Consider the following 24,898-nt stretch of genomic DNA (forward strand, 5'->3'; position numbering starts at 1 on the left):
CTCACCGAAGAAAGAACGGGCTGACCGAACTCGTTGAACAGACATACTTTTTACAGCTCGGCGCCTTATCGCGTACAATCCCGCTGTATGTTCCTACACCAGTTGCTCGATAGGCAGCTGGCCGTTCCTCGAGAAGGCAACCCCCGGCGAAAGGCGGGGATGCAAAGCTACCGGTCTGAGGGCAGACAGCCGATGACAACGGAGCCGCCCAGGGAGAAGTTGATTTTGTATTTAGCTAAAGGACTCAGCTCACTGCTCGCCATACTGTTGATCTTCATCGCTCAGACAGTCCAGGCTCAGGGCCCGGCCGTGCTGACGATCATCCATCATGATAACAAGCAGATCCGCTTCGATATTGCCGCGCTTGAGGCAATGGACACCCTCATATTGAGAACCAGCACCCCCTGGAGCGACGGAGTACAGACCTTTACCGGTGTACGGCTGAGCCAATTGCTGGCGGACATCGGCGCGCAACACCATGATATAGAAGCCCAGGCCCTCAATAATTACAAAACGGGGCTTGACTGGAACACCTTGGCCAACTACCCGGTGATCATTGCCTTTAAACGCAATGGCCAGCCGATGCGCATTCGTGACAAGGGGCCTTTATGGATCATCTATCCACTGGATGACTACCCCGAGCTACGTACCCTGAACAACGAAAGCAAGATGGTCTGGCAGCTCCACCGCCTGGTAGTCAGGTAAGCCGCCATGATGCCAACCTCAACAACCGGAGGCCTGCGCCGCTCCTTCTCCGAACGGCGCACACTCCCCACCCTGAGCCTGGTGCTCGCCCTGCTGATCTTCCTGCTCAGCCTGGCGGCTTCCTATCGGGAGCTGAACCGGGTGAATGACCTGACCAACCTCAGTATCGGCCACCATACGCATACCCTGTTCAAGACCTATGAAGAGCTGGATCGCTTCTGGGATTCATTAAGAATATATGTTCACCCCGACGCCCTCACCGAGGTCAGCCGAGAGCAGCTGCTGCTAGACTTCGAGCTGCTGCTAAGCCGTATCTCCCTGTTCGAAGAAGGCGAGGCCAACAGAGATCTCCTCGAATCCCTGGAAGTGCGGCAGTTCCACCATGGACTAAAAGAGGCTCTCGCGAAAGTGGAGCCACAGCTGAACTGGCTCACTCCCGATCCCCTTGATCCCCGCTATCAGGCCATCCGCGAACTCCTGCAGCCATACCGACAGCCGCTGTTTGATCTGGCCAGGGAATACCTGATCAGTGCCGAGGTACGCGGCGATCAGATAGTCCGGGAGTTCGCCGAAAACAGCCACCTCAGGTACTGGGCAATGCCGGCCATCAGCGGCCTGCTGCTGCTGCTGCTCTATTTTTTCCAGCTCAGGCAGACCCAGCGGCTGGCGGCGGCCCTGAAACTGGAGTCCCGCCAATTGCGGGATTCCAACGAACGGCTGTTCCGGGCTACCAGCACCTTGACCTTCCAAGCCACCCATGACCCCCTGACGGCCCTGCCCAATCGAACGCTGCTGCAGGATCGGCTGGAACAAGCCATCGGCCAGGCTCAGCAGGCCGGTGGCCGGATCGCGGTGATCGCTCTGGATCTGGACCGGTTCAAGGCCGTCAACGACAGCCTGGGGCGAAACATGGGTGACGAAGTGCTGCGCCTTGTCGCCGGCCGTCTCCGGGCCTGCGTGGGGGACGCTGACACAGTGGCGCGCCTCGATGGCGATGAGTTCGTTCTGCTCCTGACAGATACGGGGCCAGATAGCACCGCCGAGGTGCTCAACAGGATAGTGGTGGCGCTGCGCCGGCCATTCGCCATGGCCGGGGAAGAGCTGTTTATCACCGTCGGTATGGGCGTCAGCCACTACCCCGGAGACAGCTCCACGGCGGAGCATTTGCTGATGAACGCCGACGCCGCCCTGTACCGAGCCAAGGAACAGGGCCGCGACCGAATCCAGCACTATCTCACCGGCATGAACGCGGGAGAAAAAATCCGCATGAAGCTAGAACGAGAGCTACGCCTGGCCCTGAAACAACAGCAGCTGGAACTGCACTACCAGCCCCAGGTCGATCTCGTCGACGGGCGCATCTTCGGTGTCGAGGCCCTGCTGCGCTGGCACCATCCGCAACGAGGCATGATTTCACCGGGCGAATTCATCCCGCTGGCCGAAGAAACCGGGCTGATCGTGCCCATCGGCGAATGGGTACTCGCTACCGCCTGCCGGCAGGCAATGGCCTGGCAGGCCCAGGGCCTGCCGCCATTGAAAATGGCCGTCAACCTGTCTCCCCGACAGTTCCAGCTGCCCGGTCTGGTAGCCCAGGTCGCCAAGGCACTGAAAATGGCGGATCTACCGCCAGAATATTTAGAGCTGGAACTGACCGAAAGCCTGCTGATGCGTGATGTGGAAGCGGCCATCGAAGCCATGAAAGGCCTGAGAAAGCTGGGCGTCAGCCTGTCCATCGATGATTTTGGCACCGGCTATTCGTCACTGAGTTATCTGCAACACTTCCCGCTGAACCAGCTCAAGATAGACAGGGCCTTCGTCAACGACGTCCATCTCAAACCGGGGGCCGGTGCCATCGCCCGGGCCATTATCGCCATGAGCAAGAGTCTGCAGCTCAGGGTAGTGGCGGAAGGCATAGAAACCGCCGAGCAATTGGTATTTCTGCGCACCCATCAATGTGACCAGGGACAGGGCTACTATTTCAGCCGGCCACTGCCGGCCAGGGAAATCACCGCCTTGCTGCAACACCGCCCCTGCTTCGAGATACCAACGCTGAATAAAACCGAGCCTGCCGGCGGCCGTTGAAGGCCATGCCCTGGACAATGGCAAGATGGGCATCGACGGACAGGATCCAACCGGTGCTCATCGCCTTCTAAACAGTTGCTCCGAATGACGATCCTGATTTGCGCAGTCTGGCAAGCTGCACCAGAATGATTTGGCAATGACATAAAACAATTGTCGAATGAGGCCATTTTATGCCGGCAGATCAGACCGTTTCCGCTTCTCATCCCAGCGCCCGCCGGTGGCGTTCCCTCGGCATATGGAGCCTGGTGCTGGCCCTGCTGATCTTTACCCTCAGCCTGGTCGCTGCCTACCGCGATCTGGTCAGGGTAAACCGGCTGACCAGCCTCAGCTTCGGCCAACAATCCTATACCCTGTTCAAGACATCGGAGGAACTGGAGCACTTCTGGAGTTCGGTGAGCCAATATGTGCAGCCGGAATCGTTCCAGGACAGCAGCCGTGCCGAGATGTTGCTCAGCTTTGAACTGCTGGTCAGTCGGATGGCATTGTTTGAAGAAGGGGAGGCAAACCGGGTACTGCTGGAAATACCGGCGGTACGGAACATCATACAAGGGCTGAACGGTGCGCTCGCTGACATCGAGCCCAGGCTGGCCAAACTCAGACCAGATCCTATTGACCCCAACTACAGTGCCATCTGGAATATACTGCGCCCTTACCGGCAAGCGCTGTTCGATATCAGCAAGGACTATTTGCTCCAGCGCGAGGTGCAGGGAGATCGGCTGCTACGGGAGTTTACCGCCACCAGCAGCAACTGGTACCTGGCGACACCGGCGCTCAGCGGGCTGGCGCTTTTGCTGCTCTATTTTTTTCAGTTTCGGCAGACCCTGCGGCTGGCGGCGTTTCTCCAACTGGAATCCCGTCAACTGCGGGACAGCAACCGCCAGCTGCTCCAGGCCACCGACACCCTTTCTTACCAAGCAACCCATGACGCCCTCACCGGACTTCCAAACCGCCTGCTGCTGCAGGACAGGCTGGCCCATGCCATCAGTGTTGCCCAGCGCAAGGGCAGCCGGGTGGCCGTGATCTTTCTGGATCTGGATCGCTTCAAGGATGTCAATGACAGCCTGGGGCACGGTGCCGGCGATGCCCTCCTGAAGATCGCCTCGACACGACTGACCGCCAGTGTCCGCGAGGTAGATACCGTGGCCCGCATCAGCGGCGATGAATTCGCTTTGGTACTGGAAGAGATCGCCGGCGAGGACGCCTCCGTGATGGAGGTCGCCCAGAGAATTGCCACGACGCTGCGTAGCCCCTGCACCATTGCCGGCCAGGAGCTGATGATTACCGGCAGCATGGGCATCAGCCTCTATCCCCGGGACGGCGGCAGTGTCGAGCAGTTGCTGATCTGCGCCGATATGGCCATGTATGTCGCCAAGGACAAGGGCCGCAATACGGTGCAGCCTTATCGCCCCGAAATGAACGCCGACCACAGCCAGCGGCTGAAACTTGGGCAGGAATTACGTCATGCCCTGCAACGAGAAGAACTGGAGCTGTTCTACCAGCCGCAGGTGGATCTTGAACAGGAGCGGATTATCGGCGTTGAAGCCCTGCTGCGCTGGCGCCACCCGCAACGGGGGCTGGTAGCCCCGGGTGATTTTATTCCGCTGGCCGAAGACACCGGGCTGATCGTGCCCATTGGCGAATGGGTGCTCACCACCGCCTGCCGGCAGGCGATGATCTGGCAGGAGCTGGGCCTGCCGCCACTGAAAATGGCGGTGAACCTGTCGGCCCGGCAATTCCAGCAGCCCGGGCTGATCGACCAGGTTGCCGGGGCGCTGACGCAAACCGGGCTGTCGGCCGAATACCTGGATCTGGAGCTGACCGAAAGCCTGCTGATGCGTGATGTGGCATCGGCCATAGAGGCCATGGAAGCACTGCGCACCCTGGGAGTCAGGCTGTCCATCGATGACTTCGGCACCGGCTATTCCTCACTGAGCTATCTACAGCGGTTTCCGGTGAGCCAACTCAAGATCGACGGCGCCTTTGTCCGCAACCTGCCCGCACAGTCAGGCGCCGCCGCCATCGTCCGGGCCATTATCGCCATGAGCAAAAGTCTGCAGCTCAGGGTAGTGGCGGAAGGCATAGAAACAGAAGAGCAATTGGCATTTCTGCGCACCCATCAATGCGAGCAGGGACAGGGCTACTATTTCAGCCGGCCACTGCCCGCCGACGACATCACGGCGCTGCTGCAACGGCAGGCTCGGACGGCGCGCGACGATGCCGAGACGGCGACACGAACGGACGGCATCGATAAGGGGCACTGGGATATGGGAGCTGCGAAAAACTGGAGCGGGTGAAGGGAATCGAACCCTCGTATGCAGCTTGGGAAGCTGCCGTTCTACCATTGAACTACACCCGCATCGGAAGCAGCTCCACTATAGGCCTTTTTAAGGACCAATCAATCCCCCACCCGTGCGTTTGCACAGTAAACAAACACCCTGCTGTTAATTTAAACAAGCCATCTCCCCCTAGCCTCTCGTCTCCCGTGACAATGGCGCAATCTGGATACTGCCAATTGCGCCGAATCGGCACTCATGCCACTCTAGGGATAACCATTGCTTCGTTGCCATCGGCGGCAATATTGACCCAATAAGGAACCACGATGCGAACACTCAGCCTGACTTTCATCGCCCTGACCCTGTCCGGTTGTGCCAACTGGGGGTTTGACAGCAATGTCTCGCCCGCCGGCGTAAAGGATTACTACAAGGCAGGCTCCGTCACCCTCTATAGCCGTGAACAGCTGGCCGACAAAAACTATGTGACCCTCGGCTCGGTCGAGGGCGAGGCCTGCCAGCTGGAAGCCAACGAGCCACCGCCCAAGGAAGCCGATGCCCGCAACCATATCCGCCGCCGGGCCGCCGATATGGGCGCCAATGGCCTGTTGCTGGACAACTGCATGCACTTTGACGATATGCCTGGCTGTATCGAGCATGTGCTGTGCAGCGGCCAGGCCCTGTCGGTCGCCGAATAATGACCGCCATTACCCTGGATCCCATCGGGATTATCCGCTCGCCCTATAAAGAAAAATTTGCCGTGCCCCGCCAGCCCGGCCTGGTCACCCGCGCCCGCGCCCACCTGGACATGCTGCCCCCCTACAATCAGCCCGACGCCTTTCGTGGTCTCGGCGAGTTCAGCCATCTCTGGCTGGTGTTCGTCTTCCACCAGACCCGCGAGCAAGGTTGGAAGCCGACGGTGCGCCCTCCCCGGCTGGGAGGCAACGAGCGGGTCGGGGTCTTTGCCACCCGCTCCACCTTCAGGCCCAACCCCCTCGGCCTGTCCGTGGTCAGCCTGGAAGGCATGTATCAGGAAGGCAGCAAGGTATGGCTGGAGCTGGGCGGCGTGGATCTGGTGGACGGCACCCCCGTGGTGGATATCAAGCCTTATATTCCCTGGGCCGACGCCGTGCCCCTGGCCCATGGCGGCTTCGCCCCCGCCGCCCCCGAGATCAATATGGAAGTCATCTTCAGCCCGGATGCCGAACAGGCCTGTGCCCTGTCGCCGGTTCCCGAGCTGAAGGAGTTTATCGCCGAGGTGCTGGTGCAGGATCCCAGGCCCGCCTATAAGCGGGGCTCGCTCGAGCGGCAACAGTACGGGGTGCGGCTTTATCACTACAACGTGAAGTATGAAGTGACAGGCCGGCTGACCCGGGTACTGGCGATAGAGCCCGATAACGAACCTTCCGGGACAGCCGGGACTTCTGCCTGACCCTGGCCCCTGCTACAATCGACCCTTTAATGGATTTCAGCTCAAACAAGGTTTAGCGCATGCGTACCAGCCAATATTTGCTTTCCACCCTCAAAGAAACCCCGAGCGATGCCGAGGTGATCAGCCACCAGTTAATGTTGCGGGCCGGGATGATCCGCAAGCTGGCTTCCGGACTCTACACCTGGCTGCCCTCCGGCCTGCGGGTATTGAACAAGGTCGCCGCCATCGTGCGGGAAGAAATGAACCGGGCCGGTGCCATTGAAGTCTTGATGCCGGTGGTACAACCCGCCGATCTGTGGCAGGAAACCGGTCGCTGGGACAAATTTGGCCCCGAACTGCTGCGCCTGCAGGACAGGCACGCCCGCCCCTTCGTGCTGGGTCCGACCCACGAGGAAGTGATCACCGCCATGGTGCGCAACGAGCTGGCCTCCTACAAGCAGCTGCCCCTGAACCTGTACCAGATCCAGACCAAGTTCCGCGATGAAGTCCGCCCCCGCTTCGGGGTCATGCGCGCCCGGGAATTCCTGATGAAGGATGCCTATTCCTTCCACACCAGCCAGGACAGCCTGCAACAGACCTATCAGGACATGTATCAGGCCTACAGCCGGGTATTTGAACGCATGGGTCTCGATTACCGTGCCGTGCTGGCCGATACCGGCGCCATCGGCGGCAGCGCCTCCCATGAATTCCATGTGCTGGCCGACAGCGGTGAAGACGACATCGCCTTCTCTACCGGCTCCGACTACGCCGCCAATATCGAAATGGCCGAAGCGGTGGCGCCCAAGGCCCTGGCCGATGCCCCGACCCAGGAAATGAGCCTGGTCGATACCCCCAACGCCAAGACCATCGCCCAGCTGGTCGAACAGTTCGGTCTGGATATCAAGAAAACCGTCAAGACCCTGCTGGTCAAGGCCTCCGAGCAGGTCGATGCCCCACTGGTGGCGCTGATGGTCCGCGGTGATCATGAGCTGAATGAAGTGAAGGCGGAGAAACTGCCCCTGGTAGCCTCCCCGCTGACCTTTGCCACCGAGGAAGAGATCAAGGCCATCGTCGGCGCCGGCCCCGGCTCCCTCGGCCCCGTCAACATGCCGGTACCGGTGATCGTCGATCGGGCCGTGGCGGTGATGAGCGACTTCGGCGCCGGCGCCAATATCGAGGACAAGCACTATTTCGGCATCAACTGGGGGCGGGATCTGCCGCAACCCGAGGTGGCCGATCTGCGCAATGTCAAGGAAGGCGACCCCAGCCCGGACGGCAAGGGCGTGCTGCAGATCAAGCGCGGCATCGAGGTCGGCCATATCTTCCAGCTGGGCAACAATTACTCCGCCAAGATGGGCGCGACCGTGCTCAACGAAGACGGTAAGTCGGTGGTGCTGGAAATGGGCTGCTACGGTATCGGCGTTTCGCGTATCGTCGCGGCCGCCATCGAGCAGAACTACGATGAGCGGGGCATCATCTGGCCCGACGCCATAGCGCCGTTCCAGGTGGCCATCATCCCCATGAACATGCACAAGTCCCACCGGGTCCAGGAAGTGGCCGATACCCTCTATCAGCAGCTGAAAGACGCCGGTATCGACGTGTTGTTCGACGATCGCAAGGAGCGTCCCGGGGTGATGTTCGCCGATATGGAGCTGCTCGGCGTGCCCCACAGCATAGTGATCGGCGAGCGCGGCCTGGACAACCAGGTGGTCGAATACAAACACAGGCGCGGTGGCGACAAGGTCGAAATCGCCATCGACCAGGTGCTGTCCCACATCACTCAGGCCATGGGCCGTTGAGTACAACCATAGCAAGAGCGCTAACCGGCGTAACGCCGGTCAGTTAACGGGATTAAGCTTTCAAGCCGACCTTCTGCACCATCCCTGGCGCAGAAGATCGGCTTAGCGATCCCGGCCGCTGTCTCGGGTGACCCACTATTCGGAACAGCGGTTTAGCCGGTGAACATCATTTAACCCCAGAGATAACATAACCTTTATCGGCCGACACGAACTCGAATTCGACCGTTTGGCCGACACTAAGCTGGTCGAGCACCGTTGTGTCCTTGACCTTGAACCCCATCGTCATGGAAGGCCAGTTCAGGCTTTCCACCGGCCCATGGGCCAAGGTGACGACACCTGCCTCCGCATCCACTTTTTTGACTGTACCTTTGGCTATATGCACGACTTGGTCACCAGCCGCAGGCATAGTGCTCATGTCCATGCCCTTCATATCATCCATCTTCTGCTGCGCTGCCAGAGGGGTCGACGAGAGTACCAGTGCGATAGCAAACGAACCGATCAGCGTTTTCTTCATTGAGTGTTTCTCCAAATGTTGAGGAAATATGACCAGGTCTTGTTCGCGCCGTTGTGCACGACCCGGCCAAAGTGCACTGAATTGGTGGGACAACTATGTCATCCCAGCCATCATCGGCATGACATCTATCTTCATACCGAATATTGTCTGCCCTGCTGGGCAACGGCAGACTACCCACAGCTGCTTCTGTAGCCTCTGCGACTGTCTGCGCCGAACCAAACCCGAGAACCTTGCCGTGCCTAGGTGATGTCATGGACATCCCCCCTGGGGCGCCGTCCATGGTCCGGGCCTCTGGGTCCATCGAGACTTAAGTCCCCCCATTGCGTCTTTATCCAGGACGAGGCATTCGGCGATTTAGCCCTCTTCGGTCGCCGCATCAGCAAATACGCGGCCGGGATCACGAACATCGACAGCAGGGGGGCGGTAATCATGCCTCCTACCATTGGCGCGGCGATGCGCTGCATCACCTCGCTGCCGGTCCCCGAGCCCCACATGATCGGCAGCAGACCGGCCAGAATGACGGCGACCGTCATGGCCTTGGGCCGCACCCTCAATACCGCACCTTCGCGGATCGCATCGAGCAGATCGGCCTCGCCTCTCCTGTTTACATCGATTCGCTCGAACCATGCCTGCTTCAGGTACAACAGCATGATCACGCCGAATTCGGCCGCCACGCCAGCCAAAGCGATAAATCCAACCGTACCGGCTACCGACAGGTTGTATCCCAGTAGATAAAGCAGCCAGATGCCGCCTACCAGGGCAAAGGGCAGCGTCGTCATAATCAGCAGTGCTTCATCAAAATTCTTAAAGGTCAGGTAGAGCAGCACAAAGATAATGAGCAGGGTGAAGGGCACCACCAAGGTGAGTTTCTCGGTGGCGCGCTCAAGGAATTCGAACTGCCCGGACCAGGACACCGAGTATCCGGCCGGCAACGCTATCTTGTCGGCCACGGTGCGCTGCATCTCGTGAACGGCCGAACCCAGATCGCGACCACGAAGGTCAACATACACATAGCCGGACAACCGTGCGTTTTCACTGCGCAACATCGGCGGGCCATCGTCGATACCGATGTCGGCCACATCGGACAGCACCAGCTGTTGGCCACGCGCGGTCACTATGGGCAAGGCTCGCAAGTTAGACAACGAATCCCGGACTTCGCGCGGATAACGAACATTGATCGGGAAACGCTGCAACCCTTCGACGGTCTCGCCGATGTTCATACCGCCGATTGCCGAAGCCACCACCGATTGCACATCGTCGATGTTAAGGCCATAACGAGCGGCCGCCTCGCGTCGGATGTTCACATCGACATAACGGCCACCGGTCAGCCGCTCGGCGAATGCGCTCGTCACGCCGGGCACCTCCTTGAGCACCGTCTCTATCTCCCCGGTCAGCCGGTCGATGGTGGCCAGATCCGGCCCTTTAACCTTGACCCCGACCGGACTCTTGATGCCGGTGGCCAGCATGTCGAGACGGTTACGGATCGGCGGCACCCAGATATTGGTCAGGCCCGGCACGCGCACGATCTTATCCAGCTCCTCTACCAACTTGTCCGGCGTCATGCCGGGCCGCCATTCGCTACGCGGCTTGAATTGGATCGTGGTTTCGAACATCACCAAGGGGGCGGGATCGGTTGCCGTTCCCGCTCGGCCGGCCTTGCCGTAGACGGTTTTCACCTCGGGTATGCTCTTGATCAGACGATCCGTCTGCTGTAACAACTCGGCGGCCTTACCGGCGGACAAGCCCGGTAGTGCCGTGGGCATGTAAAGTAAGTCCCCCTCGTCCAGCGGAGGCATGAACTCACTGCCGATGTGCTGCAATGGCCACCAGCTGGTGAACAGCAGCGCCACAGCCAAAGCGAGCGTCATCTTCGGGAAGCGCAGCACGGCGTTGAGCAAGGGACGGTAAACCGCGATCAGCCAGCGGCTGAGCGGATTGGCTTGTTCATCCGGGATCCGTCCACGGATAAGGTAGCCCATCAGCACCGGGATCAGGGTGACCGATAGCCCCGCCGCCGCCGCCATGGAGTAGGTCTTGGTGAAGGCCAGCGGCGAAAACATTCGTCCTTCCTGGGCTTCAAGGGTGAACACCGGGATAAAGCTCAGCGTGATGATCAGCAGCGAGAAGAACAGGGCTGGCCCTACCTCGGCGGCGGCATCCCCGATAACGCCCCAGCGGGCTTCTCCGCCGAGCTTCTCTCCGGGATGTTCATGGGACCAGGTTTCGAGATGCTTGTGGGCGTTCTCGATCATCACCACCGCCGCGTCCACCATGGCGCCTACCGCAATAGCGATACCGCCGAGCGACATGATGTTGGCGTTGACGCCCTGCTGCTGCATGACGATGAAGGCCATCAGGATACCCAGCGGCAGTGAGATAATGGCCACCAGGGCGGAGCGCAGGTGAAAGAGGAACACCGCGCACACCACCGCCACCACCAGGAACTCCTCGACCAACTTGTAGCTGAGATTCTCGACCGCACGTTTGATCAGACCGGACCGATCGTACACAGGGACAATCTTGACCCCCTCAGGCAAACTCGCCTGCAAGGTCGCAAGCTTGGCCTTCACGGCCTTGATCGTCGTGAGCGCGTTCTTGCCCGATCGCATGACGATAACGCCCCCGACCGCTTCGCCCATTCCGTCCAGCTCACCGATACTGCGCCGCATCTCTGGGCCCACCTGAATACGCGCCACATCACTCAGCAGCACCGAGACCCCGGCGTCGGTGGTCATCAGTGGAATGGCACGGAAATCATCAAGCGTCTGTAGATAACCGGAGGCCCGCACCATGTATTCTGCCTCACCCAGCTCCAGGACCGAACCACCCGCCTCTTGATTGGCTTTGCGGATCGCTTCCACCACTCTGCCGTGCGGTATGCGGTAGGCAGCCAGCTTATCCGGATCGAGCACCACCTGGTATTGGCGCACCATACCGCCTATCGTGGCCACTTCCGCCACATCGGGTACCGTCTTGAGTTCGAACTTGAGAAACCAGTCCTGTAAGGTGCGCAACTGCGAAATGTCTTGGGTGCCCGACTCGTCGACCAGCGCGTATTGGTAGACCCAGCCCACCCCGGTCGCATCCGGCCCTATCGAGGAGGTTGCCGTTGCCGGCAGGCGTGACTGCACCTGGTTGAGATACTCCAGCACACGCGTGCGCGCCCAGTACAAATCCGTGCCATCCTCGAACAGCACATAGACATAACTATCGCCGAAGAACGAGAAACCGCGCACGACCTTGGCGCCGGGGACCGCCAGCATGGTCGTCGTCAGCGGATAGGTCACTTGATTTTCAACAAGTTGCGGTGCCTGACCGGGATAAGTAGTACGGATAATGACCTGCACATCCGACAAGTCGGGCAAAGCATCCAGCGGTGTGCGCAGCATGGAGATCAGACCCCAGGCGCTGATCATCAAGGTCGCCAGCAGCACGAGGAAGCGGTTGGAGATGGACCAGCGGATGAGTTTGGCTATCATTGTGCGCCTCCTGCCGCCGGGCCCGGTGCGACCCGCTGAATCGACGTAATCTGCGGCGCATCGCCTTCTTGCATGCGGAATTCGATCTCGACATCCTGGCCGACTCCCAGATCGGGTGGCGGTTGCATGTTCGGCGCCAGCCTAAAGTCCATGGTCATCGCCGGCCACTTCAAGCTCTGAATCGCCGGATGAGTCAACGTCAACAGGTCACCATCGATCGCCTCGATCCGCGCTTCGGTACTGTGAATGTCACCGGACTCCACGTCCTCTCCCAAACGCGCCTCGAGGCCCTTGAGGCTGGCTTCCGAGTCGATCAGGAACTGGCCGGACAGTACCACGCGCTGACCCGCTCGCAGGCCGCGCTTGATCTCGGTTTGACCATCCGCTTCGATGCCGATTTCGACTTCGGCCGGTCGGAACCTGCCGCCGTCCTCGGCCAACATCACGATAGTGCGCTTGCCGGTCTGGATGATTGCCTCGGTTGGTATGAGCAAGCTTGTACTTTCTGGTTTGTCCGCGAAACTCATTTGGACAAACATGCCTGGCACCAGCCGGGCATCCGGATTGGCCAGCTCCATGCGCGCCTTGATCGTGCGGGTCTCGGCGCTCACCTCTGGCAGCAGCGCCTGTATGCGGCCCTCAAAGCTTGCCCCGGGCATTGCCGGGCTATTCGCAACGACCCTAGTCCCCGGCCGCAGCAACGCAGCCTGACTCTCGGGCACCTCGGCATGAGCCCACACCGTACTCAGGCCGTTGATGCGCACCAGCGTCATACCGGGCAGCACCGTCATGCCTTCTCGTACCGTCAACTCGGTGACGGCGCCGTCGATCGGCGCATGAATAGTCAGCCGTGCCTGTACCCGCCCGGTTGATTCAACGAGCCGGATATGTTCGTCCCCCATCCCCGCCTGACGCATACGTGCGCGGGCAGCAGCCACCAGGGAGCCGAGATCTGAGCCCTGCATACGGCGCACCGACATATATTCCTCCTGGGCGGCGACCCAGTCGGGTACGTAAATATCGACCAAAGGTTGTCCCTTGGTAACCCGGTCCAGGGTTGCGCGCACATGCAGCTTTTCGATATACCCCATGGCACGGGCCTGTATTAGCACCTGATCACGCTCATTCCAGGCGATCGCCCCCACCGCCGATACCACGGACGCCAGCTCGCCCTCTGTTACCTGTGCTGTGCGCAGGCCGATATTCTGCTGGATCCGCGGGCTAACGGTGATGTTGCTCGCGTCCGCCCCCTCACCACCTGCATAAGCCGGTACCAGCATCATATCCATAAAAGGCGACTTGCCTGGCGCCTCAAACTTCTTACCCGGTACCATTGGATCGTGATAGTAGAGGATCTTCCGGCCGGTAACCGGATCAACGGCGCCAGCCTTGAGACCGTCCTTAATATGGCGGCGGCTGGCTTCCTCCCCCTCGGCTATCCCCCAAGTCGACGGGTCTATTGTCGTCATCAGCGGTACCTTACCAGCCGGGGCAGGCGCGGAAGCCGGCGCCTTTGTTGCGGATGCACTCATCCCCTGCCGCACCCCCGTCTTGTAAAGGCCGAAGCCCACACCGCCCAGCACCCCGGCGGCAAACAGACCGATCACAATACTTTTTAGCTTCATCCTTGCTTCTCCAGGAGGTTCGTCATATTGGCGGCCCCCCTCTCTACGCTTTCTTCCGGGATCAGGTATTCAAGCTCGGCCCAAAGTCCGGCCGTTTCCATTTCGATACGCAGCCGCTCTATACGGGTATCGATCTCCATGCGGCGCGCTTCAAGCACAGCCGACAACGGGCCCTTGCCGCCTCGGTAAGCCGTGAGCGCCGCACGGGTACGCCGGGCAGCGAGCGGAATAAGGGTCCGGTCGTAGTCGGAAAGGCGCCCAAGATTGCTACGCCAGGTGGAGAGCCAACGCTGCGTTTGGGCGACACGCTCTCGCATCATCTCCTCGCGCTCTGCACGCGTTTGTTCGGCTTTAGCGAGTTTTGCGAACAGCTCCCGGTCTTGTCGATTCTTCTGGTTCCACTGCAGGGGGACGGATACGCTGAGAGAGACCATGTCGGAGTACGCCGGTCCACGTTGGCTGTACATCAGCTCTACGCTCCAGTCGACGCTCTTCTCCTGACGGGCTACTTCAGCCTCGGCCCGGGCCACCGCCTCCTTCGAGGTCAACAAGGCGATGTCGGGGTGTTGATCGATCCGGTGTTCAAGGGGGTGCACTTCCAGCCGTGTTGTCGATATCCGTGGTGCACCACCCAGAGGGGAAAACGCCGATTCGCCGACCCAGCGCGCGAGTACGGTGGTGGCATTTTCCATTCGCGCCAGCGTTTCCCTGATCCGATCCTCAATCCGGGCCACCGCCGAGCTCGCCACGAACACATCCGCTTGCGTTCCCCGATCGGCGCGATAGGCCGCCTCGGCAGCCTCAATCTGTAACGAGGCTTCGTCACGCTGGCGGGTCAGTAACTCGACCATTTGTTGCTGGTAGTAGCGGTCGAACCAGGCGATCGCCGTGTTGCGTTTGAGCTCGGCAAGTTGCATCGCCCGCCCGGCTTGCGCCAGGTCCGCCTCTCGCCCGAAACGTGCGGCACGTGCGCTGCGCTTGTCCTCACGGGTGAAGGTCTGTATCAGGCCGATCGAACGCATAGTCATGAAATCATCGGTAAGGCTGTATTGCATCGGCCCATTGATGGGCAGGCTTTCAACTGACAGCCGCAAAGTCGGGTCTGGCAACTGTCCCGCGGCCACCGCCATTTCACGGGCCGATGTCGCTGCGGCATCTTGCGCGACCAAGGCATAGGATTGTTCTTCTGCCATTTTCAGCGCCGCTTCTAATGAGAGTGGTTGAGAGCTGATGGTTGTTTGTGCCACTGTCCAGCCGGAAAGACCGGAGGTTAATACCGCGGCGGTGAGCACACAAATGGCACCAGGCCACCGCACAGGCACGCGTCGTCGGGGCGACGGTATGGAAGCCCCAGGAAAAATAAGCTGCATAATCTGAATCCGAATGAGTCTTAAAACGCGACCACAGCACGGCTGCGATGCGCACGGACCACCGAGTCAGACCTGTACCCCTTTATGGAGTGGATCGACTTGGCTACGGGTAATCGGAATCAGAAAAAAGTAGGCGGACGCCAAACCCCGGAAGGGTCAAACGAGGAAGGAAAGAGTGCAAACGTCGACACCGGCTCGGTTGGTTCAGGCTCCCGTGTCGAGGTCGCGAACGAAATAAGCGCGCAGGCGTGCGATGATGGAGGGCATTCTTGCCCGGTCTTGCACGGCTTGCCGGTCTTGGCTGCCATATCCGCGTCGTTACAACAATCGTCTACTGGCTCAGCCATGTCCATCATCACGACCTGCATGCCTGGTTCCATTGGGCAGGGAGAAGTGAATGCGTGCGCCAGCAAGCTGCCGGGAAAGGCAACCGAGAAACAAAGCAAGAAGGCGATGAAAGTACGCATCTTTCCAGTCTATCAGAAGAGAACCATACAGGTCAGCAGCTTGGCGTACGTTTTTCCAGGGTCTTCGCCCCCGAACGGCAACATTTATGATTGGCCTGACGCCTTGACATGAAATGTGAAATATTAAAAAGCTGGCATCCTCTAGCCGCGCGATGGAGTGCTGCGAAACGGCTGGATCAGCATGCGATCCAGCCTGAGGTCGCGGGCACTTCGAAAATCCTCGATGCCGATCGTCATGTGGAGATGCCCGGCGGCGGGCTGGGCGCGATAGGTGCCGAACAGGTGATCCCACCATGGCAAATTGAAGCCGAAGTTGCTGTCGGTTTCTCGAGGCTCGATGGAATGATGCACCCGGTGCATCTCGGGTGTCACTACGAAGCACCGCAGGCGCCGGTCCAGCCACGCGGGCAGCCGCACATTGCCATGGTTGAACAGGGAGGACGCATTGAGCACGACTTCGAAGATCAGCACCGCGAGCGCTGGTGCGCCCAGAGCCACCACTGCGGCGAACTTGATGCCCATGGACAGCAGGATTTCCAGCGGATGAAAACGGAGCCCGGTGGTGACATCAAACTCAAGGTCGGCGTGATGCACGCGGTGCAAACGCCAGAGCCAGGGGAGCGCATGAAAGAGCCGATGCTGGAAGTAAATGGTCAAGTCGAGTACGAGTAGCGAGATGATGACCCCCAGCCACATCGGTGGTGAAATCACATTGAACAGGCCCCAGCCCTGCTCGGCTGCCATCAAGGCAACACCCACTGCCGCCAGTGGAAACAAGAGCCGCACGGCGAGCGTATCCAGCACGACGAGCAGTAAATTATGCGGCCAGCGCTGTCCTCGGCGGTAATACTGCGGGCGGCGCGGGGCGGCGAGTTCCCAAAGCGCCATGGCGAGCAACACTCCGATAAAGATGCCCAGTCGTATCATCGGCTCATAGGCAAATAGCGTCTCGGCCATGGCCTTACCCCCGGTTCGGGTTGCAACGGTGCAACCACCCTGAATATAACATTCAATCAGTGTCAGACCGGTGATTAATGTGACAGCATGCACTGACTGCCGCCACGCCAAAAACAGCATTCGGGCAGCGCTTTCTTGACTTGGTGTCAACTCCAATAGCTAGCCATACAATAAGCTGCCGGCCCCAGAAACGAGCGGCCCCGGTCAACAAGAGGGAGGAGAGGAGTTTATTAAAACCTCATCCATTGCCTTCGTCCCGGCGGTGCTGTGGCATACCGCCGGGGCCGCGCCCCTGGAATACCGGCTCGGGGTCGATGGCCCGGCCTGCCCCTTCTGTGCCTACGGTATCGAAAAATCCTTGAGCAAGCAGGAGGGCGTTAAACGGGTGGAAACCGATATCCAAGCAGGCCAGCGGGTACAACGCCGCCAGAAAGGGCTGGGTGACCTCGGGCTGTTCGGCCGCTATACGATTTTTCAGCAAGACCAACCGGGCCGCACCTTCAGGCTGGCGCCATTTGCCGGCATCGAGGCTCCCACCGGCGAGGATGAGGCCGGCGACGCTTTGAGGCGCCTGCCGCCCCCCTGCAGTTGGGTAGCGGCTCCTGGGATTTCTTCGGTGGCCTGGTGCTGACCCACCAGACCCTGAGTGACCAGTTCGACAGCCAGCTGAGCGTCCGCGTCAACAACCGGGCAACGGCTTCGAAGCCGGTGACGAAGCGGCCTGAGATCTCTCCTGGCAGCACCGGCTCTGGCCAGGGGAGCTCAAGGGCGGCGTGCCGGGCTTCCTCTACGGGGTGCTGGAAACCAACCTGGCCTACCAGGGCAAAAACCAGGTGAACGGCGTCAAGGATGCCAATAGCGGCGGTATCACTGCTGGCGGGGTACGGGGCCTGGTTTCCCCGCGCCCAAGAGCCGGGCTATCGTTTCGTCGACGCCTGGGGCGAGCCGGGCACCGGGCCCTGCCAGTTTCATGACCCAACCGGTATCGCCGTCGCGGTGGCGCCGAACGGCAGTGTCTTTGACGCAGACTAACCTCCAGTCAGGTGCGAGTCCACCAGGATCCGGGGCAAAATGTTTACTTCCCCGGGCTGTCGCCGTTGCGCCAGGACCATCAACCGGCGCAACAGGACAGCTGCGTCACATCCCTGCTGAAGGTCTGCGCCGCAAGCTTCAGCCCCTCGACCATGGTCAGGTACGGAAACAACTGGTCGGCTAGTTCATGCACCGTCATCCCCGCGCAGATAGCGATGACGGCGGTCTGGATCAGTTCACCCGCGTCCGGGGCCACCACCTGCACCCCGATCAGGCGCCCCGAGCCGTCCTCGACAACGAGCTTGATGAACCCTCGGGTGTCAAAGTTGGCCAGCGCGCGCGGCACCTTGTCCAGGGTCAAGGTGCGGCTGTCGGTGTCAAGGCCAGCTTGGCGCGCCTCTGCCTCGCTGTAGCCGACAATGGCCACCTGAGGATCGGTGAACACCACGGACGGCACGGCGGTCAGGTCCAGGGAAAGATCCCCACCTGTCATATTGACGGCCGCGCGGGAGCCTGCTGCTGCCGCCACATAGACAAACTGCGGCTGGTCGGTACAGTCACCGGCGGCATAGATATGGGGGGTGCCGGTACGCATCTGCCGATCGATGATAATGGCACCCTGCGCATTGACCGCAACGCCGGCGCGCTCGAGCCGCATTCCCTGGGTATTCGGTGCCCGGCCGGTAGCGACCAGCAACTTATCGACACGCACTCCACCCTGAGGGGTATCGAGCACAAATTTGCCGTTCGCATAGGCTACCTGGCTGGCCTGGCAATGCTCCAGCACCCTGATACCCTCCAGACGGAACGCAGCCGTAATGGCTTCCCCGATTGCCGGGTCTTCATGGAAAAACAGGCTGTGGCGCGCCAGGATCGTCACCTGGCTGCCGAGGCGGGAAAACGCCTGCGCCAGTTCCACCGCTACCACAGAGGAGCCAATCACGGCGAGCCGCGGCGGAATGCTGTCGCTCACCAGCGCCTCGTCCGAGGTCCAGTAGGGCGTGTCTTTCAACCCAGGGATCGGCGGAACGGTCGGGCTTGCGCCGGTGGCAACCAGACAACGGTCGAAGGCAAGGATCCGCCGGCCACCCTCGGCCAGGTCCACACTGAGCCGGTGGCCGTCTTGGAAACGGGCGGTGCCACGCAGCACTGTGATGGCCGGGGTGTTCTCCAGGATACTTTCGTACTTGGCATGCCTCAGCTCCTCGACGCGCGCCTGCTGCTGGGCCAGCAGCCACTCACGCAAGATGGCAGGAGGGCTGGCCGCGATACCGCCATCGAACGGACTCTCGCGACGTTGATGCGCCACATGCGCGGCGCGGATCATGATTTTCGACGGTATGCAGCCAACATTGACGCAGGTGCCGCCGATTATGCCGCGCTCGATCAACGTGACGCGCGCGCCGCGCTCGACAGCCTTCAGCGCCGCCGCCATGGCGGCCCCACCGCTGCCGATGATGGCAACGTGCAACGATTGCCTACCGCCCGTCCGCTGTATTCCTGCACTCCGCTCGCCCTGCACTTGGTCGAATAGACTGTCGAGCTCAATTGGGCCTGAACCGACGGAAACGCTCGCCGAGCACACTCCCGGATCTTGCTCTAATGCCCGTTTGACATGCTCCTTGCACGACCCGCAGGTCATACTTTCCACTTGGAGTCCGCTCATCGTTTTACTCCCGTCTTCCAATCCGCTGTACGGCACGCATCGACTGCACGCTTCTTGTGGATGGCGTAAATGGTCAGGGCAATGAACACCGCTAGCACCGGAAACAGCACATAGTCGAGGTAGCCCGTCATGGCGGATAAGCCGAGCACCCCGAACAGGATAACCAGGATCGGGGTGAAACAGCATAGGGCCGCCACTACGGTGCCGGCCACACCGATACCTAATAATGTGTACGGGTTTTTCATCATCACTCCAGTAGCGAGGCAGGGTAGCCTGCGTTTTCAGTGGCCTGGGCCAAAGCTTCGACCGTGGTTTTGGTGTCGTCGAAAGTAACGGTAGCGAGACGTTCCTCGAAGCTGACGTCGGTCGTCGCCACGCCGTCTACCTTGGAGAGCGCCAACTTGACCGTGATCGGACAGGCGGAACAGGTCATGCCGGGTACCGACAGCTTGATGGTCTGCATAGCGGCCCAAACGGGGGCGCTGAGTGCGGCGGTCAAGACAACAAAAGCAGCGCGCTTTTTCATGGAAGTAGCTCCTTTTTCAGTAAAACAGCGGCAAAACGTAAGGGAACGCGAGCGCGAGCACGACCAGGGCAGCCACAATCCAGAAGAGCGCTTTGTAGACCCTGTTCACCCGGGGCACCGCGCAAACCTCACCTGGCTTGCAGGCTTGCGCAGGTCGATAGATACGACACCAGGCGAAAAACAGCGCGACCAGGGCGACGCCGATAAAGATCGGACGGTACGGTTCCAGTATCTTGAGGTTGCCGATCCAGGCACCCGAAACACCGAGTGCGATCAGCACTAGGGGACCGAGGCAACAGGCCGAGGCGAGCATGGCGGCGAGACCACCGGCGGCTAGGGCGCCACGACCCGTGTTGGACTCTGCCGCCTGCCGGGGCTCCACCATCGCCATATGCTTAGGTTTCGCCATAAGAGATTTCCTTCCGCACGGTCAGTTGATGTTGTAAGGTTACTTCCGTAGTCATGTACGGAGTCAAGCACTGTGAGAGCCGACACACAACAGATGACCATCGGTGCCCTGGCCAAGGCCGCCGGTGTCAATGTAGAAACGATCCGCTTCTACCAGCGCAAGGGCCTGATACCGGTACCGGATCGGCCTTATGGTGGGATACGACACTACGACAACGCGGATGTTGCGCGACTAAAATTTATTAAATCCGCCCAGTGGTTGGGGTTCAGTCTGGATGAAGTCGCCGAGCTACTGCGACTGGAGGACGGCACCCATTGCGACGAAGCCGGCAGCCTGGCCGAGCGCAAGCTTGGGGAGGTACGGAAAAAGCTGGCGGATCTGCAACAGCTGGAAACGGCCCTGGCTGAGCTGGTTGGCGCCTGCCACCGGCAGAAAGGGAATGTGTCGTGCCCGCTTATTGCGTCATTACAAGGGCACTGTTTCCTAAAACAGTGAGTTATCTGCCCAAGCCGTGCTCCGATCTACCAACGAGTAGCTGAGAACAAGTAAATGAGCAAGGCTCGATACAAGATCTGCAACAGGAGACAGTACCACCAAGCCCTGGTCAATCGCAGCTCACTCGACTCCTAGATGGATTAACAGGCTATCTCCTAATGCCGTTCATTTAAGGTAAGCGGCATTTTTCTTTCTAACCGGATATGTGTTCTTCGAAGCCTTTAGTATTCTTGGATAGCTCTGTTCTCGTTTGCCCTCCAGCTTGAACTGCTTCGCCTGTTTCTCTGGGGTACATATCTCCCTCGGCAGATTACCCGGCGCCACGCTGGGGAGCTGGCTCAGCTTGAAGATGATGTAGGATGAAGCTTCCCTGAAGCTGAGCTGAGCTGAGCTGAGCTGAGCTGAGCTGGTTAGGATAGGTCGCAGCCAGAGCATGGGCCATCAATATCATTTTGTAGCGGATGAGGTTGTAGGCCAACAGCAGGCCCCATAATTCCTGATGGATCAGTTCCGGCAAGTTGCTACGCAACGTAAAGCGACTATCCAGCAGATGCTGCTTCATTTCTCGATAGCCAAGCTCGATTTCCCAACGGTGGACATATAAATCAACAATCTCTCGCCCTGGATAAGACATAGCATCAGTAAGCGAGGTCAGGATATTGACCGGCTTTCCCTTGACCGTTTTACTCAGTAACCTCGCTTCCAGCGTTTCCGGTAATCCGGGCCACTTCTTTCTCACCTGAGGGCTGGTGGTAAGCCGGACCAGCTTGTCCTGGCGGCCCAGGCTGCGTACCACTTCATACTGTATGCCTTTACGCAGCGGCAGTAGCCAGTGACGTTGTTGTCCTTGTTGCCAGGCACGCATCAGGCATACCCTGCGCACCTGTGGATAGGCCGCCTCTGCGGACTGATTGGCGGTGCGGGCAAACGACCGAGTTGCGTACGACCGAGTCAACCTCCTGCGGCAGGACGATATCCAGCTTGTTGATTAACTGGCGCACCGAATCACCGCGAAACAACGCCATGCCTATGACCGCCCAGACCATGGCTTCCATTGGTAACTTATGCTTTCGGACCGTAGCAACCCCGTTGGAGGAAAGACAAGCCTGGATTATCTCTAGGTCGAGCACATCGGCGAGGCTGTGGAATTCAACAGTACGGTTGAGAGAAGTCTGAAAGCTGCATAAAAATCCGATGACCTGTGATCATCGGATTTTTATCTTCTGAGTGGGAGCGTCAAGCGATCTGGCTTAACTGATCGGCATTAGGCTATCGCCACCTTATATTAAGCTCCAATAGGATCCCTTTTGTTATTCAGGATGATATGCCGATTAGCCGGGGCCTTACCCTTGGGTTCCTGCGTCCGGCTTCTTTTTACAGTTCCCTTTTAGTCCTGAAAACAACCCCTTATACTGAACAAAAAGGAGAGGTTATGGAGAGAGAAGAGACCGCCGCCTGCGCCTTGATCCTGACCGGGGGTGGGGCCCGTGCCGCCTACCAGATTGGTGTACTCAAGGCCATATCCGAGTGCTACCCGAGGGGCCAGCCCATCCCCTTCCCCATTTTATGCGGTACCTCGGCCGGGGCCATCAATGCCACCGGGCTGGCCTGCTACGCCTCCTGCTTTCATCTGGCGGTGCGCAAACTGGAATATGTCTGGCGCCATTTGCACACCGAGCAGATCCTTCGCCTGCAGGCCGGCAAGATAGTAAGCCACTCCCTCAAGAGCCTACTGTCCGGCCTGCTGGGCCGCCCTGCCCAGATGGCCTTGCCGCTGTTTGACAACAGCCCGTTGGAACGGCTGCTGGAAAAGTTGATCGACTTCCAGCGCATCGACAACAACCTGCTCTACGGTGCCCTGGAAGTGCTGGCGGTAACTGCCTCCAATTACAATACCGGCGATTCCACCACCTTTTTTCAGGGGCGGCCTCATCATCAGGCCTGGGCCCGGGCCGGCCGTTCGGGGCGGGCGGCGATTATCGCCACCCCCCATTTGATGGCCAGCAGCGCCCTGCCCTTTATCTTCAAGCCCTGCCGGCTGCAGAACCATTTTTACGGGGATGGCTCCATCCACCAGCTCAACCCGTTAAGCCCGGCCATTCACCTGGGTGCCGATAAGATATTGATCATCAGCCTGGCCACCGAAGAGGCCGAACCGGGTATGCTCAGCAGTGACCCCAGCAGTTCGGATATCGCTGGCCATTTGCTGGATACTATCTTTACCGATGCCCTGACCTCGGACATAGAGCGGCTGCAGCGCATCAACAGCACCATCAGGCTGATCCCCGAGCACAAGCGTGCCCAGATCTCCCTGCGCCATATCGATAACCTGGTGCTCAAACCAAGCCAGAACCTGGACGTGCTGACCGAGAAGCACTTCCATAAGCTGCCTTTTAATATCCGGGCCATGCTGCGCCTGTTCGGGGTCGATGCCGGCGATGCCACCGGGCTGGCCAGCTTCCTGCTGTTTGAAAAGGAGTATTGTCAGGAGCTGATCGAATTGGGTTACCAGGATACCCGTGACCGGCTGACCGACATCTGCAATTTCCTGTCGGTACCCCTGGATCTGCGCAAGACCGGCTGAGCTACACCGGCCCAGATGGGTAGAGTGTGTCCCGTTCTGTGTATTAATGTCGCAAAGACCCAACAGAGCGGGCTCTGCGTTAGCAGGTCAGGCCCACTATGCGTTGCGCCTGCTGCCTTGATCGCGCCCCGTTTGACGGCGACGAAATCATGAACAGTAACCCCTAGTCATTGGGCCGCCATTCCAGCTGCCACGAGGGTTCGCCGGGCCGGCTGGCAAAATCTCGGCAGATAAACACCCCGACCGCGGCCACCAGCCGCTCGCCATCAAACAGCAGCGGCACCCGTTCACGCTGCCAGGGCGGTATCCGGTATTCCTGCCACAACTTTTTAAGGGGACGGGAGCCGGCCCGCCCGAGCGGATGGGCCCGGCCCCCCTGAGCACCAAACGCGATATGCAGCCGGCCGAGATCCAAGGCAGGATCCAGGCCAACATCCCCGGTCCGAAAAGCCAGCCGTAACCGGCCCACGCCCAACTCCAACCAGCTATCTGCCGCCAGCCCGGCACAGGGCCGGGGAACAGCCGCCCCGGCCACCACATAAAGCCGCTGCCGATAGCGGCGTACCTGCCGCTCGCCCAAGGCCAGCAAGGGTGAGGCATCGTCCCGCGCCAATGCCACCTCCTGCCAGAGGGTGTGCAATTGCAGACGGCTGCAATAGACCCCCTGGGCCTGCAGCCAGTGGCGCAAGGCATTGTGCCGCCGGGCCGGCGACAGTTCCTGCAATCCCGGGATCGATAATGCCCGGTGATCTTGCACCAGCCCGGGCAGATCCTGCTCCGCCAGCTCAGCCGCCAATTCGGCCTGTTCGGCACAGAGCTCGGCGCTGCGGGCCACGGTCTGGTTAAAGGCCGGCCAGCGCGCCACCAGGCCGGGCAATACCTCGTTGCGCAGGAAGTTACGATCGAAGCGGCTGTCGGCATTGCTGGGATCGGTAACCCAAGATAACCGCTCGATGCAAGCGAACCGCTCCAGCTGCCGGCGCGACCAGCCCAGCAGGGGCCGCAGCTGCCAGCCGGGGCCAAAGGGCTTGATATGAGGCATGGCGGCCAGGCCCTCCACACCGGCCCCGCGTTTTAACGCCAGTAACAAGGTTTCGGTCTGATCGTCCTGATGGTGGCCGGTCAGCAGCAGCTCACCTGGCCGCATGGCTCCGGCCAGAGCCCGATAGCGGGCTTCCCGCGCCGCCGCCTCCAGGCTGACCCTGGGGCCCAGGGTGACCTGAACTCCGAGCGTCTGGCAAACGACCCCCAGCGACGCCGCTACCCGGGTACAATGGGCCGGCCAGCTATCCGCCACCGCCTGCAAACCATGATGAATATGAACGGCTCGCACCGAACGGCCCTGCTCCCGCGCCAGGCGGGCGGTCAGGGCGAGCAGCACGGTCGAGTCCAGGCCGCCGCTAAAGGCCACCAGCAGCTCACCCCGGGAACCAAGTTCGGCTATTTGTCGACAAAAACGGGAGTATAAATCCATGACGGAATGTCAGCGGTAAAAGGTCATTGTAAAAGG

The 24,898-nt window shown here is 60.0% G+C and carries 21 protein-coding genes, 1 tRNA gene, 1 pseudogene and 1 riboswitch; of the genes and pseudogenes, 11 read left to right on the top strand and 12 right to left on the bottom strand.

Features of this window, described 5'->3' with window-relative positions; all coding sequences use genetic code 11:
• Positions 1 to 125 precede the first annotated feature (125 nt).
• Positions 126 to 212, top strand: a riboswitch (cyclic di-GMP riboswitch).
• 13 nt (positions 213 to 225) lie between these two features.
• The 3 genes from ABD806_RS06665 (at position 226) to ABD806_RS06675 (ending at position 5,078) form a co-directional block, all read left to right on the top strand.
• Entirely contained in the window at positions 226 to 705 is a 480-nt protein-coding gene (locus ABD806_RS06665) for a putative pterin-binding protein (protein ID WP_344956035.1), read from the top strand.
• A 6-nt stretch (positions 706 to 711) separates the two neighbouring features.
• Positions 712 to 2,784, top strand: a complete 2,073-nt coding sequence (locus ABD806_RS06670; RefSeq protein WP_344956037.1) for a putative bifunctional diguanylate cyclase/phosphodiesterase — start codon at positions 712 to 714, stop codon at positions 2,782 to 2,784.
• A 170-nt stretch (positions 2,785 to 2,954) separates the two neighbouring features.
• Positions 2,955 to 5,078, top strand: coding sequence for a putative bifunctional diguanylate cyclase/phosphodiesterase (locus ABD806_RS06675; protein WP_344956040.1), 2,124 nt, complete (start codon positions 2,955 to 2,957; stop codon positions 5,076 to 5,078).
• Here the strand turns inward: ABD806_RS06675 and ABD806_RS06680 are convergent.
• Positions 5,067 to 5,140 (bottom strand) — tRNA-Gly (locus ABD806_RS06680). The two genes, ABD806_RS06675 and ABD806_RS06680, sit on opposite strands and share 12 nt — an antisense overlap.
• Positions 5,141 to 5,383: 243 nt before the next feature.
• Between ABD806_RS06680 and rcsF the strand changes: the two genes are divergently transcribed.
• Genes rcsF through ABD806_RS06695 form a run of 3 tightly spaced genes read left to right on the top strand, consistent with a single transcriptional unit; the run spans position 5,384 to position 8,264 of the window.
• Complete coding sequence (rcsF, locus tag ABD806_RS06685; protein WP_344956043.1) at positions 5,384 to 5,752, top strand: Rcs stress response system protein RcsF; 369 nt, start codon at positions 5,384 to 5,386, stop codon at positions 5,750 to 5,752.
• Entirely contained in the window at positions 5,752 to 6,486 is a 735-nt protein-coding gene (gene tsaA / locus ABD806_RS06690) for a tRNA (N6-threonylcarbamoyladenosine(37)-N6)-methyltransferase TrmO (protein ID WP_344956047.1), read from the top strand. Before rcsF ends, tsaA begins: the two co-directional genes overlap by 1 nt.
• Before the next feature lie 59 nt (positions 6,487 to 6,545).
• Complete coding sequence (locus ABD806_RS06695) at positions 6,546 to 8,264, top strand: proline--tRNA ligase (protein ID WP_344956049.1); 1,719 nt, start codon at positions 6,546 to 6,548, stop codon at positions 8,262 to 8,264.
• A gap of 166 nt (positions 8,265 to 8,430) precedes the next feature.
• On the opposite strand, the gene ABD806_RS06700 is transcribed toward ABD806_RS06695, so the two are convergent.
• The 4 genes from ABD806_RS06700 to ABD806_RS06715 form a co-directional block, all read right to left on the bottom strand.
• Positions 8,431 to 8,778, bottom strand: coding sequence for a copper-binding protein (locus tag ABD806_RS06700; protein WP_344956052.1), 348 nt, complete (start codon positions 8,776 to 8,778; stop codon positions 8,431 to 8,433).
• Positions 8,779 to 9,017: 239 nt separating this feature from the next.
• Positions 9,018 to 12,257, bottom strand: coding sequence for an efflux RND transporter permease subunit (locus ABD806_RS06705; protein WP_425583074.1), 3,240 nt, complete (start codon positions 12,255 to 12,257; stop codon positions 9,018 to 9,020).
• Positions 12,254 to 13,882, bottom strand: a complete 1,629-nt coding sequence (locus ABD806_RS06710; protein WP_344956054.1) for an efflux RND transporter periplasmic adaptor subunit — start codon at positions 13,880 to 13,882, stop codon at positions 12,254 to 12,256. Before ABD806_RS06710 ends, ABD806_RS06705 begins: the two co-directional genes overlap by 4 nt.
• Entirely contained in the window at positions 13,879 to 15,075 is a 1,197-nt protein-coding gene (locus tag ABD806_RS06715; RefSeq protein ID WP_486389739.1) for a TolC family protein, read from the bottom strand. Before ABD806_RS06715 ends, ABD806_RS06710 begins: the two co-directional genes overlap by 4 nt.
• Positions 15,076 to 15,521: 446 nt before the next feature.
• Here ABD806_RS06715 and ABD806_RS06720 point away from each other — a divergent pair, with 446 nt between their 5' ends.
• A complete protein-coding gene (locus ABD806_RS06720) occupies positions 15,522 to 15,809 on the top strand; it encodes a hypothetical protein (protein ID WP_344956060.1) in 288 nt (95 codons plus the stop codon).
• A 51-nt stretch (positions 15,810 to 15,860) separates the two neighbouring features.
• Here the strand turns inward: ABD806_RS06720 and ABD806_RS06725 are convergent, their stop codons facing one another.
• Positions 15,861 to 16,676, bottom strand: a complete 816-nt coding sequence (locus ABD806_RS06725) for a sterol desaturase family protein (RefSeq protein WP_344956063.1) — start codon at positions 16,674 to 16,676, stop codon at positions 15,861 to 15,863.
• 262 nt (positions 16,677 to 16,938) lie between these two features.
• Between ABD806_RS06725 and ABD806_RS06730 the strand changes: the two genes are divergently transcribed.
• Complete coding sequence (locus tag ABD806_RS06730; RefSeq protein WP_344956065.1) at positions 16,939 to 17,307, top strand: heavy-metal-associated domain-containing protein; 369 nt, start codon at positions 16,939 to 16,941, stop codon at positions 17,305 to 17,307.
• 218 nt (positions 17,308 to 17,525) lie between these two features.
• Positions 17,526 to 17,708 (top strand): hypothetical protein, encoded by a 183-nt coding sequence (locus tag ABD806_RS06735; RefSeq protein WP_344956068.1) that lies wholly within the window; start codon positions 17,526 to 17,528, stop codon positions 17,706 to 17,708.
• Positions 17,709 to 17,787: 79 nt separating this feature from the next.
• On the opposite strand, the gene merA is transcribed toward ABD806_RS06735, so the two are convergent.
• From merA to merT, 4 genes are read right to left on the bottom strand one after another with little or no spacing between them, the layout of a single operon-like run.
• Positions 17,788 to 19,374, bottom strand: a complete 1,587-nt coding sequence (merA, locus tag ABD806_RS06740) for a mercury(II) reductase (protein WP_344956071.1) — start codon at positions 19,372 to 19,374, stop codon at positions 17,788 to 17,790.
• Complete coding sequence (gene merF, locus ABD806_RS06745) at positions 19,371 to 19,619, bottom strand: mercury resistance system transport protein MerF (protein WP_344956073.1); 249 nt, start codon at positions 19,617 to 19,619, stop codon at positions 19,371 to 19,373. The genes merA and merF overlap by 4 nt, the downstream gene beginning before the upstream one ends.
• A gap of 2 nt (positions 19,620 to 19,621) precedes the next feature.
• Positions 19,622 to 19,900, bottom strand: a complete 279-nt coding sequence (merP, locus tag ABD806_RS06750; protein ID WP_344956076.1) for a mercury resistance system periplasmic binding protein MerP — start codon at positions 19,898 to 19,900, stop codon at positions 19,622 to 19,624.
• A gap of 16 nt (positions 19,901 to 19,916) precedes the next feature.
• Positions 19,917 to 20,309: a mercuric ion transporter MerT gene (gene merT, locus ABD806_RS06755; RefSeq protein WP_425583075.1), complete on the bottom strand. Its 393-nt coding sequence runs from the start codon at positions 20,307 to 20,309 to the stop codon at positions 19,917 to 19,919.
• A gap of 72 nt (positions 20,310 to 20,381) precedes the next feature.
• On the opposite strand from merT, the gene merR reads away from it, so the two are divergent.
• The gene (gene merR / locus ABD806_RS06760; RefSeq protein WP_344956078.1) at positions 20,382 to 20,804 is read left to right on the top strand and encodes a mercury resistance transcriptional regulator MerR; all 423 of its coding nucleotides are present in this window, start codon (positions 20,382 to 20,384) and stop codon (positions 20,802 to 20,804) included.
• Positions 20,805 to 20,969: 165 nt separating this feature from the next.
• Here the strand turns inward: merR and ABD806_RS06765 are convergent.
• Positions 20,970 to 22,000: pseudogene (locus ABD806_RS06765) on the bottom strand (transposase domain-containing protein).
• 236 nt (positions 22,001 to 22,236) lie between these two features.
• Here ABD806_RS06765 and ABD806_RS06770 point away from each other — a divergent pair.
• Positions 22,237 to 23,388, top strand: coding sequence for a patatin-like phospholipase family protein (locus tag ABD806_RS06770; RefSeq protein ID WP_344956080.1), 1,152 nt, complete (start codon positions 22,237 to 22,239; stop codon positions 23,386 to 23,388).
• A gap of 163 nt (positions 23,389 to 23,551) precedes the next feature.
• On the opposite strand, the gene tilS is transcribed toward ABD806_RS06770, so the two are convergent.
• Positions 23,552 to 24,862, bottom strand: coding sequence for a tRNA lysidine(34) synthetase TilS (tilS, locus tag ABD806_RS06775; RefSeq protein WP_344956083.1), 1,311 nt, complete (start codon positions 24,860 to 24,862; stop codon positions 23,552 to 23,554).
• Positions 24,863 to 24,898 lie beyond the last annotated feature (36 nt).

Source organism: Zobellella aerophila (assembly GCF_039539325.1).
In the GTDB taxonomy this organism is placed as follows: Bacteria; Pseudomonadota; Gammaproteobacteria; order Enterobacterales; family Aeromonadaceae; genus Oceanimonas; species Oceanimonas aerophila.